Source organism: Streptomyces sp. NBC_01537, from assembly GCF_045040445.1.
Taxonomy (GTDB): domain Bacteria; phylum Actinomycetota; class Actinomycetes; order Streptomycetales; family Streptomycetaceae; genus Actinacidiphila.
This window is the reverse complement of sequence record NZ_CP109392.1, coordinates 1739635-1755090: the sequence shown is the minus strand read 5'-3', so window position 1 is coordinate 1755090 and position 15456 is coordinate 1739635. Positions and strand designations below refer to the sequence as shown.

At 70.6% G+C, this 15456-nt stretch carries 14 protein-coding genes and 1 pseudogene; 7 read left to right on the top strand and 8 right to left on the bottom strand.

What is annotated here, in order from left to right:
* The 3 genes from OG607_RS08190 to OG607_RS08180 all read right to left on the bottom strand — a co-directional run bounded on the left by OG607_RS08190 (position 1) and on the right by OG607_RS08180 (position 2787).
* Positions 1-825, bottom strand: coding sequence for a fumarylacetoacetate hydrolase family protein (locus OG607_RS08190; RefSeq protein WP_405720556.1), 825 nt, complete (start codon positions 823-825; stop codon positions 1-3).
* Positions 822-1889: a cupin domain-containing protein gene (locus OG607_RS08185; RefSeq protein ID WP_405720553.1), complete on the bottom strand. Its 1068-nt coding sequence runs from the start codon at positions 1887-1889 to the stop codon at positions 822-824. The genes OG607_RS08190 and OG607_RS08185 overlap by 4 nt, the downstream gene beginning before the upstream one ends.
* An 85-nt stretch (positions 1890-1974) precedes the next feature.
* Entirely contained in the window at positions 1975-2787 is an 813-nt protein-coding gene (locus OG607_RS08180; protein WP_405720550.1) for a PaaX family transcriptional regulator C-terminal domain-containing protein, read from the bottom strand.
* A 135-nt stretch (positions 2788-2922) separates the two neighbouring features.
* Between OG607_RS08180 and OG607_RS08175 the strand changes: the two genes are divergently transcribed.
* Positions 2923-3648, top strand: coding sequence for an alpha/beta fold hydrolase (locus OG607_RS08175; RefSeq protein ID WP_405720547.1), 726 nt, complete (start codon positions 2923-2925; stop codon positions 3646-3648).
* 415 nt (positions 3649-4063) lie between these two features.
* Positions 4064-5386: an alpha-L-fucosidase gene (locus OG607_RS08170; RefSeq protein WP_405720544.1), complete on the top strand. Its 1323-nt coding sequence runs from the start codon at positions 4064-4066 to the stop codon at positions 5384-5386.
* 31 nt (positions 5387-5417) lie between these two features.
* Here the strand turns inward: OG607_RS08170 and OG607_RS08165 are convergent, their stop codons facing one another.
* Positions 5418-5789 (bottom strand): hypothetical protein, encoded by a 372-nt coding sequence (locus OG607_RS08165; protein ID WP_405720541.1) that lies wholly within the window; start codon positions 5787-5789, stop codon positions 5418-5420.
* A 244-nt stretch (positions 5790-6033) separates the two neighbouring features.
* Here OG607_RS08165 and OG607_RS08160 point away from each other — a divergent pair, with 244 nt between their 5' ends.
* Together OG607_RS08160 and OG607_RS08155 are read left to right on the top strand one after the other, a co-directional pair.
* Positions 6034-6420 (top strand): hypothetical protein, encoded by a 387-nt coding sequence (locus OG607_RS08160; RefSeq protein WP_405720538.1) that lies wholly within the window; start codon positions 6034-6036, stop codon positions 6418-6420.
* A 27-nt stretch (positions 6421-6447) separates the two neighbouring features.
* Positions 6448-8226 (top strand): caspase domain-containing protein, encoded by a 1779-nt coding sequence (locus OG607_RS08155; RefSeq protein WP_405720535.1) that lies wholly within the window; start codon positions 6448-6450, stop codon positions 8224-8226.
* Positions 8227-8230: 4 nt separating this feature from the next.
* On the opposite strand, the gene OG607_RS08150 is transcribed toward OG607_RS08155, so the two are convergent.
* A complete protein-coding gene (locus OG607_RS08150; RefSeq protein ID WP_405720532.1) occupies positions 8231-8656 on the bottom strand; it encodes a sulfurtransferase in 426 nt (141 codons plus the stop codon).
* A 23-nt stretch (positions 8657-8679) separates the two neighbouring features.
* On the opposite strand from OG607_RS08150, the gene OG607_RS08145 reads away from it, so the two are divergent.
* Together OG607_RS08145 and OG607_RS08140 are read left to right on the top strand one after the other, a co-directional pair.
* The gene (locus OG607_RS08145; RefSeq protein WP_405720529.1) at positions 8680-8997 is read left to right on the top strand and encodes a hypothetical protein; all 318 of its coding nucleotides are present in this window, start codon (positions 8680-8682) and stop codon (positions 8995-8997) included.
* Positions 8998-9111: 114 nt separating this feature from the next.
* The gene (locus OG607_RS08140; RefSeq protein ID WP_405720527.1) at positions 9112-10038 is read left to right on the top strand and encodes a Ppx/GppA phosphatase family protein; all 927 of its coding nucleotides are present in this window, start codon (positions 9112-9114) and stop codon (positions 10036-10038) included.
* A 10-nt stretch (positions 10039-10048) separates the two neighbouring features.
* Here OG607_RS08140 and OG607_RS08135 read toward each other — a convergent pair whose 3' ends face one another.
* Positions 10049-11086: an LLM class flavin-dependent oxidoreductase gene (locus OG607_RS08135; protein WP_405720524.1), complete on the bottom strand. Its 1038-nt coding sequence runs from the start codon at positions 11084-11086 to the stop codon at positions 10049-10051.
* 348 nt (positions 11087-11434) lie between these two features.
* Here OG607_RS08135 and OG607_RS08130 point away from each other — a divergent pair.
* A pseudogene (locus tag OG607_RS08130) lies at positions 11435-11707 on the top strand (homoserine O-acetyltransferase); the annotation flags it as partial.
* Positions 11708-11932: 225 nt separating this feature from the next.
* Here OG607_RS08130 and OG607_RS08125 read toward each other — a convergent pair.
* A complete protein-coding gene (locus OG607_RS08125) occupies positions 11933-12706 on the bottom strand; it encodes a maleylpyruvate isomerase N-terminal domain-containing protein (RefSeq protein WP_405720521.1) in 774 nt (257 codons plus the stop codon).
* Between the two features lie 353 nt (positions 12707-13059).
* Entirely contained in the window at positions 13060-15315 is a 2256-nt protein-coding gene (locus OG607_RS08120; protein WP_405720519.1) for a DEAD/DEAH box helicase, read from the bottom strand.
* Positions 15316-15456: the final 141 nt, after the last annotated feature.

Here is a 15456-nt window from a genome sequence, read left to right as displayed (position 1 = left end):
TCAGCCCCTCACCAGGGTGTTGCGGCACTCGCCGATGCCCTCGATCCGGGTCACCAGCTCGCTGCCCTCGGTCAGATAGCGCGGGGGCTTGCGGGCATGGCCGACGCCTCCGGGGGTGCCGGTGGCGATGAGGTCGCCGGGTACGAGGGTGATGATCTGCGATATGTACGCGACCAGGGCCGCCGGATCGAAGACCAGGTCGGCGGTGTCGGCCTTCTGCATCAGCTCGCCGTCCACCGTGCAGGTCAGCTCGCTCGACACGGGTGCGTCGCCCGGCTCGGCGGTCACCAGCCACGGGCCCACCGGGGTGCTCGCCTCGAAGGTCTTGCCCTGGAGCCACTGGGGCGACCGGTACTGGAAGTCGCGCGCGGTGACGTCGTTGACCACGGTGTAGCCGGCGATGGCGGCGCGGGCCTGCTCGGGGGTCGCGTGCCGGACCTCGGCCCCGATGACCACGCCGAGTTCGGCCTCCCAGTCGACGGCCGCCGATCCGGCGGGCAGCGTCACCGGGTCGTGGGCGCCGACCAGCGCGCGGGCGAACTTGCCGAAGAGCGCCGGGTGTTCGGGCAGTTCGCGACCCATCTCCAGGATGTGGTTGCGGTAGTTCAGCCCGACGCAGAGGATCTTCTCCGGGGACGGGACGGGCGGCGCGTAGTCCAGCCCGGCCAGTTCGTGCCGGGGTCCGTCCCCGGCGGCGGCCTCGGAGCGCCAGTCCGGGCGGCGCAGCAGCCCGCCCAGGTCGGCGTGGCCGAGTTCGACGGCGGCGTCATCGTCCACCCGTACGGCTCGGGTGCCATCGGCGGTACGGATCGTTGCGAGCCTCATACGGAGGGCTCCTCTCGGTGGGTGCGGGCCAGGCCGATGGCCTCGTAGACGGGGTCGTCGGAGAACCGGAAGGCGTCCAGGCCGGTGTCCGTGGCGAGCGTGACCGGGGCCCAGGACGGCACGGCGAACAGGTCGCCGGTCGCGACCTCGTACCGCTCCTCGCCGACGGTGACCGTGCCGCTGCCGTCGAAGACCTGCCAGACGGCGGAGCCGACCACCCGGGTGGTCGCGGTGCGGGTCCCGGCGCGCAGCCGGTGCATTTCGGTACGGATGGTCGGCAGCGCGTCGCGCGCGGTGGCGGGGTCGGTGAACCGTACGACCGCGTGGCCGGGCTCGACGACGCCCGGGAAGCCTTCCTCCTCCAGCTCCAGCTGGGCGGTGAGGGCGGCGTCGGTGTGTTCCCAGCGGTAGGCCATCAGCGGCGATGCCGGGGTGGGCGGCGCTCCTACCGGGCGCAGACCGGGGTGGCCCCAGAGGCGTTCGTTGCGCGATGCGGCGGGGGTGGCCCGGGTGGCCAGCTGGTCGGGGCCGAACTCGAAGAACCCGGCGTCGAGCTGGCGGACCAGCGGGATGTCCAGGCCGTCGATCCAGGCCATCGGCCGGTCGGTGGTGTTGTGGTGCTCGTGGAAGTGCATGCCGGGGGTGAGCAGCAGGTCACCGCGGCGCATGGCGACCGGGTCGCCCTCCACGTTGGTCCACACCCCCTCGCCCTCGACGACGAAGCGGAACGCGGTCTGGGTGTGCCGGTGCGCCGGGGCCTCCTCGCCCGGGCCCAGGTACTGGATCGCGGCCCAGAGGGTGGGGGTGGCGTAGGCGGTGCCGGGCAGGCCCGGGTTGGCCAGCGCTATGGCGCGGCGCTCGCCGCCCCGGCCCACCGGCACCAGCTCCCCGCTGCGGGCGGCGAGCGGGTGGAGTACGGACCAGCGCCAGAGGGCGGGCCTCGCGTCCGGCTGCGGCTGCGCGGGCATCAGGCCCTCGCGCTGGGTCCACAGGGGGGTCAGATGTGCGGCGTCGAAGTCGGCGTAGAGCCTCTCCAACGCGGCACGCTCATCGGTGATCGTCACGGCGGCGCTCACTCCTTCGGGATGGCCTGAGCACCAACGTACGACATTCACAGGACGATCGTCTAGTTTTTGAAACGCATCCCGATCAGTTCCCGGCCCCCGATCCGCCGATGAGCCGGTCGACGTACGCCTCCGCCTCGGCTCGCAGCAGGCCGTGGGCCTCCAGGAACACCTCGTGCGCGGCCCGGCCGACCCAGTCCTGGGGCAGCAGCTCGGGCGGCAGATCCGGGTCCCGGAAGGGGAGCAGGCGGTAGTCGTGGATGAGGTGCATGCGTTCGACCAGCGCGTCACGGCCGCGCAGCTCGCCGGCGCGGTAGCCGGCGAGCCGGGGCCGGTAACGGTCGAGCAGTTCCGCGTAGTCCTTGTTCAGGGCGGTCAGGTCCCAGGACCTGACCGCCATGTCCCGGTCCGCCGCGGCCCCCTCGGAACGGGCGTGCAGCGCGTCGAGCCGCACGGAGGTGTGGTCGGCGAAGCTCTCCCGGACCTCGGCGACCCGGTCGTGCGGGCTGATCCAGACCGACGCCGACAGCAGGCCGAACCCCAGCCATGACAGCCGCTTGCGCAGTTGCTCGCGCAGCGCCCGGTCGGCCTCGGGCACCGAGTAGATGACCATGTGCCACCGGCCGTCCCACGGCCCGGGCGCACGGGCGAAGATCCGCGCCCTGCCCTCGTCGAGCAGCCGCCAGGAGGCCTCGGTGAGCTCGTAGACGGTCTCCCGGCCCTCGCGCCGGCTGTCCAGCCAGCCCTCCTTGCGCATCCGGGCGGCCACCACGCGTACGGTGCTCTCGGGGACGTCGAAGCACCCCGTCAGCGCCACCAGGTCGCGCAGCCTGACGGCTCCGCCCCGGTAACGCAGATAGTCACCGAACAAATCGAAGACCAGCGACCGCGGCTTCATGCGCGCCTCCCGGGATCCCGTCGAGATCCAAAGTCATTCGTGTCAATCACTTGACGATCGTCTCACATTCGGCCCATATTTCAGCCATCAGCGGCCGTCTCGGACGGCAGCACCCTCAGCGTCAAAGGAGACGCCATGGCAGAGACCTTCGTCCTCATCTCCGGTGCTTGCCACAGTGGCTGGACCTGGCGCCTGGTGGCCCAGGAGCTGCGCGCGGCCGGCCACCGGGTCCTGGCTCCCGACCTGCCCGGCCTCGCGGACGGCGACGATCCCCAGAAGCACAGCCTCGCGGAGGTGGGCGACTTCGTCGTCGACCTCGTCGAGCGCCACGACCTGCGGGACGTCACCCTGGTCGCCCACAGCTGGGGCGGCTACCCGCTCACCGCCGCCGCGCCCCGGCTGGCCCCCCGGCTCCGCAAGCTCATCTACTGGAGCGCCTTCGTCCCGGCCGAGGGAGCGTCCCTGATGGACGAGGTCCCGCCGCACTACGCGGACATGTTCACCCAGATCGCCGCCGCATCCGGCAACAACAGCGTCCTCTTCCCCTTCGAAGTGCTCACCGCCGCCTTCATGCAGGACGCCGACGCGAGCGTCCAGCAGCTCATCAACGGCCTCCTCGTCCCCCAGCCCATGCGCTACTTCACCGAGACCGTCACCCCTGTCGACCCGGCCGCGCTCGGCGTTCCCGCCTCCTACGTCGTGGGCTCCGAGGACCTGGCCCTGCCCCCCGGCGAGTTCGGCTGGACCCCCCGTTTCCCGCAACGCCTCGGCGCCGACACCCCCGTCATCGAGTTCCCCGGCAGCCACGAGGCCCAGTTCACCCGCCCCGCCGAGCTCGCTGCCGCCCTGCTCAAGGCGTAGGACGAGAGCGCCCATCACCAATGCCATCGGCCCGTATGCCAACCGCCAGGCGCTGGGTTGTGCCGCTCGGGGCCCCGTGCCCCGGGCGGGCGCCTGGAGACCCGGGTCACGTGCTTGGAGAAGTCGACATGCCGGCGGACTACCCACATCCAGTCGGTCGATGCGCAGGGCGTTCTGGCCGAGGCGGCGGACGGCGTCCAGACCTACATGGCGTACCCGGGATGGACCGTATGGCCCACGTGCCCGGACCTGAGGTGAAGGCGGATGGCCGGCAGCGGCACCGTTGAAGCTGCTTCTGCCCAGTGATACAGATACATCCGATGTATTATTCGGGATTGGACCCTCTGACCCCCAACGGCAAGGGTGTTCTAGAGTTGTCCCGCGCAATCACTCCGATGTATTGACGAGGTGTGCCATGACAGGCCGGCCAATCCCCGCATGGTTCACCGATGCCAAGTTCGGGATCTTCGTCCACTGGGGCGCGTACTCGGTGCCGGCCTGGGCCGAGCCCACGGGTGAGCTGGGGGCCATCGACCCCGAGGTGTGGTTCGCCCACAACCCGTATGCCGAGTGGTACTGGAACACCAGCCAGATCGAGGGCAGCCCCGCCCACGAGCACCACCGCACAGTCCATGGGGGCCGTCCCTACGACGACTTCCTCGACGCGTGGAAGGCCGAGCTCTTCGACCCGGCGGACTGGGTCGACCTGTTCGCGCGGGCCGGTGCCCGGTACGTCATTCCGACGACCAAGCACCACGACGGCATCGCTCTGTGGGACGCCCCCGGCACCGGTTCGCGCAACACCGTGCACCGGGGCCCGCGGCGCGACCTGATCGCCGACCTGGCCGCCGCCGTACGGGCCCGGGAACTGCGCTTCGGCGTGTACTACTCCGGAGGACTCGACTGGTACGCGGGGCGGCGTGCCGTCATCCGCCACGAGGACCTCATCGACGACTACGGCCGGCCCCAGGAGGCCGCGTACGCCGCCTACGCGCTGCGCCAGGTGCACGACCTGGTCGACCGCTACCGCCCCGAGGTCCTGTGGAACGACATCGGCTGGCCGGATGCGGGCATGGCCGACCTGCCGGAGCTGTTCGCCCGCTACTACGCCGCTGTCCCTGACGGTGTGGTCAACGACCGCTGGGACGGGGCCCACGCCGACTACCTGACCAGCGAGTACCAGGCCAACCGGCAGAACGAGGCGGGGGCGGTCCCCTGGGAGAACTGCCGGGGCATCGGCCTCTCGTTCGGCTACAACCGCAACGAGGGCCCCGAGCACCTGCTGGAACCCGCCGCCGCGGTACGCCTGCTGGTGGACGTCGTCTCGCGTGGCGGCAACCTCCTGCTCAACGTCGGCCCGAAGTCCGACGGCACCCTCCCCGAGGAGCAGCGGGCCGTCCTGGAGGGCATCGCCGCGTGGATGGCCCACCATTCTCCCGCCGTGCACGCCACCAGCCCGCTCGCGCCCGGCGCCGCCGAGCCGCGCGACGGCGGTCCGTGGATCCGCTGGACCCGCGACGACCGGTACGCCTACGCCTTCATCGCCGACGCCCCGGCCTCCGGCGAGGTCCTGCTGAGGACCGCTCAGGGACTGTTGGACCCTGATACGGCCCTCCGGCTGGACGGCCGTCCTGCACAGGCCCGCACCGTGGCCGACGGCGTCCTGGTCACCTCCGACGCACTCGGCGCACCGATGCCCGTCGTGGTCCGGTTCGCGCTTTCGTCTCTCGCGTCCTGATCCAGGTCCGCGCCCAGCGTGGGCCACGCCCTCAGTCGGTCGGCTCTGAGTTCCGGATGACCAGGGTCGCCCCGTTCTCACTCGTGTACACGGAGAGAGCGACCGGAATATTCCCCACCACCGTGGTGATTTGTGATTTCTCGTCACGGGTGAAGTGCGAGATTGGCAGCGTTCCTACCTGTGCTTCATCTTCAAGCGTGAAGGATTCCACGCCGTAGAAGATCAGTTTGAACTCCACCCTCTGGCGGATCGGGAATGACCATTTCTTGTGGTACTGGATCCTCGTCCCAGTCAGGGTCAGTCGGGTTCCATCGAGCTGGACCTGAGGGAGGTCCACGACAGCGTCATGGAGTTCTTGTGTGAGATCTTCGATCGACTCGTATTTCATGCCCTCTTGCGCCATCCCCACCTGCCGTCGATGTCGAGAACGAGTCAGGTTCTTGTCAGGTAAAGGAAGCGAAGATTGGTGACGAAGTGTCAGCGGTGAGTTCTTCGCGCAATTTTACTCGCCTCTCGGTGATGTGCACGTCGGTCCACACCCGGTGTTTTCTTGCGCCATCGCCGCGACGGGGTGAAACTGGACCCGAGGGACGTGGAGTCATAAGCCGTCCGCTCCGCGCCGCCCCTGCGAGAGAAGGGGCAGTTCCGTGGAAGACCGATTGCAGATTCATCTTTCCGACGATGGCTCGGACCCTGCCCGGCTGGACCTGTTGACCGGCTACCTGCGACAGGAACTGCTCCAGCTCGACGTGGAGGACGTGAGCGCCGTGCCGGCCGGGGAAGCCCCGCCCGGGGCGCGGTCCCTGGGGGTGGTGGAGATCGGCGGGCTGCTGGTCACCCTGGGCAGTTCCGTGACCGCGCTGCGCGAGGTGGTGTCCGTGCTGCAGAGCTGGTGGAGCCGGTGCCGGGAGAGCCGTCCATCGCTGCGGCTGACCCTGGACGGTGATGTGCTGGAGATCTCCGAGGCCAGCCAGGGTCAGGTGACGGACGCCTTCGAACTCTTCGTCCACCGGCACGCCACTGCTCAGCAGTAGCCGCTAAGCAGCGGCCGAGGAGCGGTCATGGAAGAAAAATCCCGGCACGCGTTGATCATCGCCAACGACCGCTACCACGACGACGGCCTGCGGCAGTTGGTGTCCCCGGCTCAGGACGCGGCGGCGCTCGGGGACGTCCTGAGCGATCCGCAGATAGGTGACTTCGACGTACAGATGGTCAGGAACGAGCCCTCGCACGTCATCACGATGCGCATCGACGACTTCTTCTCCGACCGGCGCCCCAAGGACACCCTCGTGGTGCACTTCTCGTGTCACGGCCTGAAGAGCGAGTCCGGGGAACTGTACTTCGCGGCTTCCAACACCCTTCCCCGGCGGTTGGCGTCCACGGCCGTTCCGGCGAGCTTCGTGCGGCGCTGCATGGCCGTGACCCGGGCCCGGAGCATCGCGCTCTTCCTGGACTGCTGCTACGGCGGCGCGTTCTCCCAGGGCGCGACGGCACGGGCGGCGGGCGACGCGCACGTGCTGGACTCCTTCGCCGGCGAGAAGCTCGGCGGCGGGCGCGGCTGGGCCGTCATCACCGCGTCGAACTCGATGGAGTACGCCTTCGAGGGCAGCCAGCTCGCCGAGGACGCCGGTGCGCGGCCGTCCGTCTTCACCAGCGCCGTGGTTTCCGGGCTCGCGACCGGCGAGGCCGACCTCGACGAGGACGGCCGGATCTCCCTGGACGAGCTGTACGAGTACGTCTACGACCGCGTCCGCCAGGAGAACCCGAACCAGACCCCCAGCCGCAGCGTCGACATGCAGGGTGACCTCTACCTGGCCCGCAGCTACCGGCGGCGGATCACCTCGGTGCCCGTGCCGGACGACCTGCGGGCCGCCATGCGCAGCGCCGACCTCTACACCCGCCGCGGGGCCATCATCGAGCTGCGAAGCCGGATGGAGCACACCGACCTCTCCGTGGCCGCGGGCGCGCGCGAGGCACTGGAGGAGATGGCACGCCAGGACATCCGGGCGGTCGCGGACGAGGCGACCCGCGCCCTGAACGAGGTGAGGGTCAACCCCTACCCGGCACACCTGCACTTCGGACAGGTCGGCCAGAACACCCCGACGCCGCACCAGTCCGTACGGCTGCTGGGTCCGCCGCTCGCGCGGAGCTGTGTGCCGCGTCCGCAGAGCGACTGGCTGCACGCGACGGAGTCCTCCGACGGACTGGACGTGTCCGTGGAGACCGCCACGCCGGGGCGGCTCAGCGGCGACCTCGTCCTGGAGGGAGTCGTCGGCACCTCCGTCGTCCACGTCGACGTCGAGGTGCTGCCCGCCGCTTCGGCGGCGCCCACCCAGACCGCCGCCGTCCCGCCCTCTCCCCCTCCGCCTCCCGGGCCTCCGCACGTAACGCCGCCGGTGCCGGTGCCGGTGCCGGTTCCGGCGAGGCGTCAGACGGCCTGGTCCTGGATCGTGACGAGACGCGCTCCCATCGCGGCGGCCTGTGCTCTGGCGCTGGCCGTCATGGCGGGGGTCACGGCAGTCATGGCCGTTGTGGAGGCGACGTACGCGTCAGTGTCCCGGAGCCATGAGCACCCTGGAGGACGGGAGATCGAGAACTTCGCCGGGGACAGGGGGTTGGTGCCCCTCCTGGTCATGTGCCTGGTCACGGGGTTCGTGGCGCTGGTGGTCGCCGCCGTCGCGCGCTACGACCTGGGCCGCCCGGGGGAGAATTCCCTGTCCAGGTACACGGCGAGCGTGACGAGATTCACCACCCGGGTGGCCAAGCGGCTCGCCCTACCGTCGTTCCTCGTGGCGCTGGCCATCCTCATCGCCTACAAGATCGCGGCCCGCAGTTGGTGACGCGTCAGGTCGCGAAGGGCGTCGGCACAGCGCCGCCGGTGGCGAGAGGACGTTCGGAGGCGGCCCATTCCTCCAGTGATCCGTCGTAGAGGGTGACGTCGTCGCGGCCGAGCAGGGTCAGGGCGAGCGCGACCGCCGCGGCGGAGATGCCGCCGCCGCAGTAGAGGACGACCGGGGAGTCCTGGGCCGGGAGGACGGCGTCGACCCGGGCTGCGAGTTCCGTACGGGGGAGAAAGCGGCCGGTGCCGTCCAGGAGGTCACGGCCGGAGAGGCTGAGGCTGCCGGGGATGTGTCCGCGTCGGGCGTAGCGGGTGGGGGCGGTGCCGTCGAAGGCGGCGGGGGGCAGGGCGCACGCCAGGGCGCCGGGGCGCTCGCCGCGGGCGACGGCGTCGGCATCGGTGATGTCGGCCCAGAAGCCGGGGCGGGGCACGCCTCAGCGACCGCACCACCGCCGTGCACGACCTGGCGACCGCCATCGAGCGCAACATCGTGCAGTGGCTCGACCTGCCCGGCGGCGCCGTCCGCGTCCAGCTCGACCACCTGGACGCGCTCCTGGCGGGCTACACCTCGGTCCGCCCGCTCACCGCCGCCGAGACCGCCGCCCTGCCCGAGCTGCTGCCCCTGGTCCACGCCGAGTTCGCGCTGTCCGAACTGGACTACTCCCACGGCGTCATCGGCTCCGCCGACAGCTCCCGCCTCGCCTACGACTACTACCTCGGCCATGCCGAATGGTTTGCCACACCCGAGGCCAAGGACTCCTGGAACACCTGAGAAGGGGCGGACGATGAGTCGGCCGGACGACGGGTGCGGGCACGATCGGTGACATACTGGTTACTCAATGGACCGAGCGCAGGTGAAGCGCGTGGGGGCTGGGGAGCTGGTGGAGTGCGGCAGGCAGGTGTGCTCGATGTCGGGTGTCACAGCGCGCTGCTCACGGTGGTGCGGTGGCGATCGGGCGGGTCTCTGGAGCCCGTGTTCTCCCACAAGGTGCGGCTGAGACTGCACGAGGCACTCGACCGGAAGGGGCGTCTGGGCAAGGCCGGGGTGGAGAGCGTGCAGCGGGCGGTGGCGGAGGCGGTCGCCGCGAATCCGCAGCTGCGCCGATCCGAGTTCTTCCCGTTCGCGACGTCCGTCATCCGGGACGCGCCCAATCGCGATGACGTCATCGCGCGGGTGGCGCGGGCCACGGGCACCCGGCTGCGGGTGCTGACCGGCGAGGAGGAGGCACGACTGGCCTACGTGGCCGCCCAGCGGTGGACGGGCTCGGCGCCCGGCCCGCTGCTGGTCCTGGACATCGGCGGCGGCACCGTGGAGATCGCCTCGGGTACGGGCGATCAGCCCCGCGTCGTACGCTCCCTGCCGCTCGGCGCCCGCAGGATCACCCGGGACTGGCTGCCCGCCGGCACCGGCTCGTCCAAGCGGCGCCTGGCCGAGGTCCGGCGGCATCTGCGGCAATCCCTGAGCGTGGGGCCCGGCGTGCCCCAGGCCGAGCCGGGTGGACGCGTGCTCGCCTGCTCCAAGACCTTCGAGCAGCTCGCCCGCCTCGCCGGCGCTTCTGGGCACAAGACACCGAGACTTCGGGGACAGCTGAGTCTGCCCCGGCTGCGGGCCTCGATCGACCTGCTCGCCGACGCGCGCCCGCGCCGCGGTGCCGGGCTGCCGGGTATCTCCCGGCACCGCGCCGAGCAGTCCCTGGCCGGGGCCCTGATCGCCGAGAGCCTCATGACGGCGTGCGGGGTGGAGGTCGTCGAGATCTGCCCGTGGTCCACCCGGGAAGGACTGCTCCTCGAACGCCTCGGCGTAACGCGCTGACAATCCCGGCTCAGTCGGCCCGGACCCGGCTGGGCCGGTCCGCGCGCACAGCGGGAGCGATCTCGGTGGCGAACCGTTCCAGGGCCTCCTCCTTCAGCCCGGCCGGGGTGTGCTCGACGGAGATGCCGGTCAGTTCATGGCCGAACAGCTCCTGGTACTCGCCGAGTTTGTCGATGATCTGGGCGGGGCTGCCGACGAGCGCCGAGCCCTCGCCGACGAACTCCTCCACCGTGGTGATCTCCGACTTGTTGTGCTTGAACGTGGGGCTGGCGGCGAACGCCTCCCACACCGGCCGGAAGAGCTCCAGCGCCCTCTGCGAGGTGTCGGCGACCAGCAGGCTTGGGAAGCTGGCGGCGACGACGGCGTCCTTCGGGTCGCGGCCGTAATGGGCCCAGCGTTCGCGGTAGTGGTCGACTAGGGCGGAGTAACGAGGCCTGCGATGGAAGCCGTTGGCGGTGAACAGGGGGTCGCCGTGGCGGGCGGCGAGGTCGGTGGAGCGGTCACTGGTGGCGCTGCCGTGCCAGACGGTGATGTGCGGCTGGAGCGGGCGGGGCTGGGTGGTGACGGCCGTCAGCGGCGTACGGAACCGGCCCGACCAGGTGACGGGCTCCGGTCCCCACAGCCGTCGCAGCAGCTCGTACTTCTCGGAGAGGTAGTCCCACTGGAGGGACTCGTCGAGGCCGAAGAGGCGGTACTGGTCGGGGTGGTTGCCCTTGGAGATGACGAGCTCGATCCGGCCGTCGGAGAGGTTGTCGAGCGTTGCGTACTCCTCGGCGACCCGCACCGGATCGAGGATGCTGAGCACGGTGACGCCGGTGAGCAGCCGCACCCGGCTGGTGCGCTCGCTGATGGCGGACAGCACGACGGCGGGCGAGGAGGACAGGAAGTGGCCGCCGTGCCGTTCACCGACCGACACGGCATCGAAGCCGAGCTCCTCGGCACGCACGGCGCGCTCCACGACCGAGCGGAGGCGCTCGCGCTGGGTCGGCACGTGACCGGTGGCCGCGTCGGGCGTGTTGCCGACGATGTCGTTCAGCAGGAACTTCACGGGGGACTCCTGGAAGGTCAGAGGGCGTCGCGAAAGAAGACAGCGCGGCCAGTGGCCGGGGAGGGGAAGGCGAGGATGCCGAGATCGGCGAGGTCGGCGCGATCGGCGAAGACGCGAGCGTGACGCTCAGCGACAGTGAGTGGCGCCGACGCGGCCGAAGTCGACCACGCGCCGCTGAGTCAGCCAGGTGCGGCGGGGGCGCGACCCGCAGGCCGCCGCGAAGGCAGTAGGCGGCATGGACCCAGCATGCGGCCGGCATGAGCCGAACGTCCAATGACGATTCGTCATCAAACGATCACGATTGCTTCTCGGTCCGCATCCAGTGCGCGCTGCGCGTCGACGCCTCGCGTGCGTCCAGCAGCGCGGGCAGGTGGTCCTTGCGGGCAGCACCGGCCCTTCCCGTATCTGACACAGCGTAACCAGGTCGCCGCGGAGGCCGAGTTGGCGGACGCGCTGGGCATCGGCCGTTGGGCCCTGGTGATCGGCGGCTCGATGGGCGGCATGCGCGCCCTGGAGTGGGCGGTCTCGTACCCGGGACGCACCGAGGCGCTGCTCCTGCTCGCCTGCCCCGCCGCGGCCGGCGCCGAACCGATCGCCTGGGCCAACATCCAGCTGCACGCCACCGGGCCCGCTACCGACTCGCTGCTTGATCTACGAGGTCAGTCCCAGCAATCTGCACCCGCCGCGCACTGTCCCCAGCCGAGCGCGAGCCGCCCGCAGGTGCGCCTTTCGCCTTTGAACAGCGGCCCGCAGCCTGCCCGCAGCCGCGCGATGTCCGCAACCCCGGGCCCAGTGGCGCCCGCAGGAGCGCGCGCACAACCGACAGATGCGTCACAAGTGCGCGTTTTACGCGTTCGGGTCCCAGTCTGCGAGCTGCTCCATCGGCTCGGTGTCGCCGGTGGTCTCCAGGCCGTCGAGCGGGACGCGCTCGTAGAAGTAGAGGACCAGTTCGCTCGCTGCGCCTCGCATCGCCATGTCGCCCGGCTCCGCGTCGGCGGCGAGGTCGTCGCAGCGGACGCCGTCGGCGTTGAGGGTCAGGCGCCAGGAGCGGCCCTCGGTCGTGTGCAGGTCGATGGTCGCCGGCTTGAACGGCCAGGGGACGGTCGTCGCCGAGACGGTCGTCAGGAACTCGTCGACACCCTCGACCGCGACGTCCGTCGGCAGCGGCTGTGCGGCCCCCTGGGTGAGCTGGGTGTCGTAGGTGTGGACAGCGATCTCCTGGATCTGGTGCCGGGCCACGGCTCCGCTGGTCTCCGGGGCCTGCGAGCGGCCCCACCAGGTCCAGCAGCCGCGGTCCGGGCCGGCCTCGCGCATCGCGTCGAGCATGAGCTCGGTCGACTCGGCGAGCCAGGCGTCCAGGGCTTCGTGGTCGCGGGGCGCGGTCGGGGCGCCCTTCGGGTCCGTCCTCGCCGGGGGCTCAGCGCCCGGGCCCGCCGCGACGATGGCGGCCTGGCGGCGGCGGCCGTCGCCGAGGTGCTGCGCCAGTTCGCGCAGCGTCCAGTCCGGGCAGGTCGGGACCTGGACGTCAAGGTCGGGGGCGGACGCGATCGCGGCGCGGAACGCGGCCGAGCGGTCTTCGATCAGCCGCAGGACCTCGGGGAACTCCAAAATGTTTTGCACGGCGGTTGTGTATCACGGCGCTCCGGCCGCCGGGTAGCGAATTTGTCGGACGAACGCGTCGACGGCCGGGCGGAGCGCCGGCGCCGAAGCCGTCCTGAAAATCCGCGCACTGCTCGCCAACGGCGACTTCGACCGCTACTGGACCCGGTCGAGGTGTCCCGAAGTAGGTCACTACACCGAATTTAGATGTCGGGTGCCAGGAGGCCGCGTCGTCACGCTGAGTTGGATTCCGTTCGGCGACGCCGAACTCTGGCAGCGCCGGGGCAACGCAGTACCTGCGCCTCATGCTCCGTCGGTGTGAGTTGCTGGACGCCGTCCGGATCCCCGCCTGGCAGTTGTACGACACAGCGACGTCAGGGGTTTGAGGCCGGCGCTGAAGCTGCGCCGAGATCCTTATGGAGGTCGACGCCGACGACCGGAGTGGGGGTGAGGGCGAGGCGTGCTTGCTCTTCCTCGACGATCTGGCGGGCGAGGGACTGTTCGGAGACGTCGACGGCGTCGGGGGTGGACTCCGCGAGGTCGCTGCGGCGGGCGTAGGCGTCGAAGAGCCGCTGCTTGATGCCGAGGATGTCGAGGATGCGCTGGTCGATGCTGTCGGTGGTGAGGAGGCGGTGGACCTGGACGTGACGGATCTGGCCCATGCGGTGGGCGCGGGCGATGGCCTGCGCTTCCAGGGTGGGCTTGACCTGGGGTTCGCAGAGGATGACGACGGAGGCGGCCTGCATGTTGAGGCCGGTGCCGCCGGCCTGGATCTGGCTGAGCAGGACGGCGTGGCCGGGGGCCGCGGTGAAGGCGTCCACGAGTTCCTGGCGCCGGGTTGCGGTGACGCTGCCGGTGATGGGGCCGAAGACGGCAGGGGTGCCGGTGCCGAGGGCTTCGTGGGCGGCGGTCAGTACGTCGCGGAAGTGGGAGAAGACGACGACCTTGAGGCCGTTGTCGGCGGCCTCGGCGACGAGTTCCAGCAGTCGCCGGAGTTTGGCCGACTTCGCGGGGGCTGCGTAGGCGGCGCGGCGCATGGCCATGAAGTTCCCGGCGGCGACGGCTTCGCGGTAGGCGGCGAGGTCGGCGGGGCTGAACTCCTCCCATTCGTCGATCTGGACGAGTTCGGGGAGTTCGGTGAGGACGTCCTGCTGGTTTCGGCGCAGGTATGCGGGGGCGACGGCTTTGCGGAATGCGTGGGAGCCGGCGACGGCGTCGCTGTGCCGGATGTGGGGGAGGAGGTCGGGCTGGAGGTGGTGGACCAGGTTGCGGAACTCCTCGACGCGGTTCTCCATGGGGGTACCGGTGAGGAACAGGACGTGATCGGTGCGTGCGGTACAGGCGGCGATGGTCCGGGAGCGTCGGGTGTCGGGATTCTTGACGTAGTGGGCTTCGTCGACGACGAGCATGCCGATCGGGATGTCGTCGGGGAGGGCCAGGGTTCCCAGTACGTCGAAGGTGGTGACGGCCGTGTCGCCGTGGCGGATCCACTCGGCGAGAGCGGCGTCACGGTCCGGACCGTGCACCCCGTAGGCGTCCAGGGTGCTACGGGACTCGATTTCGCGGATCCAGTTGATCAGGACACTGGCCGGGCAGACCACCAGGAAGTGCGTGGCGCCCTCGGCCTTGAGGTGGGCGAGGGCGGCGATGGCCTGGATGGTCTTGCCCAGGCCCATCTCGTCGCCCAGAACCACCCTCCGCTGGGCCAGGGCGAAGCGGGCTCCGAACGCCTGGTAGCCGCGCAGGGACACCCGGCGGTGGGTGTCGTCCAGCCGCTGGGCGCGTACGCGGTCGGACACCTCGCTGGGGAGGAAGCCCTCGGCGGCGTCGAGGTCCGGGGTGAGTCCGGCGATTTCGGAGAGCAGGACGGTGTATTCGGCGGGGCGGACCCTGAAGTCCAGCCACGCCTGGTCCGCCGGGTCGGAGGGGCGGAGAAGGTCTGTTGCCGCCTGGGCGAGCAGCAGGGGGACGGCGTGCGTGTCGGCGTCGGCGAGAAGGGCGTCGATCTGCTGGACGGCGTCGAGTGCCTGCTGCCGCCGCTCCTTTCCGACGAGCAGCATGCGTAGCCGGCCTCGGGCGGGGCGGGCGGCCGTGAGCAGTGGGGCGAGCTCGTTGTCGATCCGCGCGGCGGTGTCGATGGCGCGGGGGATGTCGGGACCGGCGTTCACCAGCCGGTTCAGCGCGGTGACCAGGGCCGTGGTGTCGGTGTCGTCACTCGCGTCGGCGTCGATCCGGACGGCGACGTGCTCCTCCATGGCGGTCGCGATCTGCCGTGCGGCGGCGATGGCCTGGTTGGCGCTCTGGGCGCCGATGCCCGGGATCTGCTGGAGCGCGTACGGCCTGGCGCCCAGGACCCGCCCGACCGTCGTGTACCCGGCCGACTCCAGAGCGCCCAGGCGCAGCCGGCCCTCGGTGACGTCCTTGAGACGGGACACCGGGATGCCGTCGAGTTCCCGGCGGACCAGAGCGTCCGTCAGCGGTGACAGAGCGGCCCGGATTCCCGACACCACCTCGGTGTGGTCGGCGATGACCGTAAGAGCCGCCCTGAGGAGCACGTCTGCCTGCGCAAGGACCGATCGCGCGTTCTTGCCGGAAGGCACCAGCTTCTGTTCCAACCCCGCCCCGCCCATCGCACCCTTTTGTGGCTCTGTACATCTGCTCCGGGCACATGATTCCACTGGCGTGCGGCTCTCCCCGCAGCTTTCTCCAGCCGATGGTGGATGGCTGTTCTCGGCCTGGTTGTTCAGGTAATCCGAGGTGCGGTGCTCGAC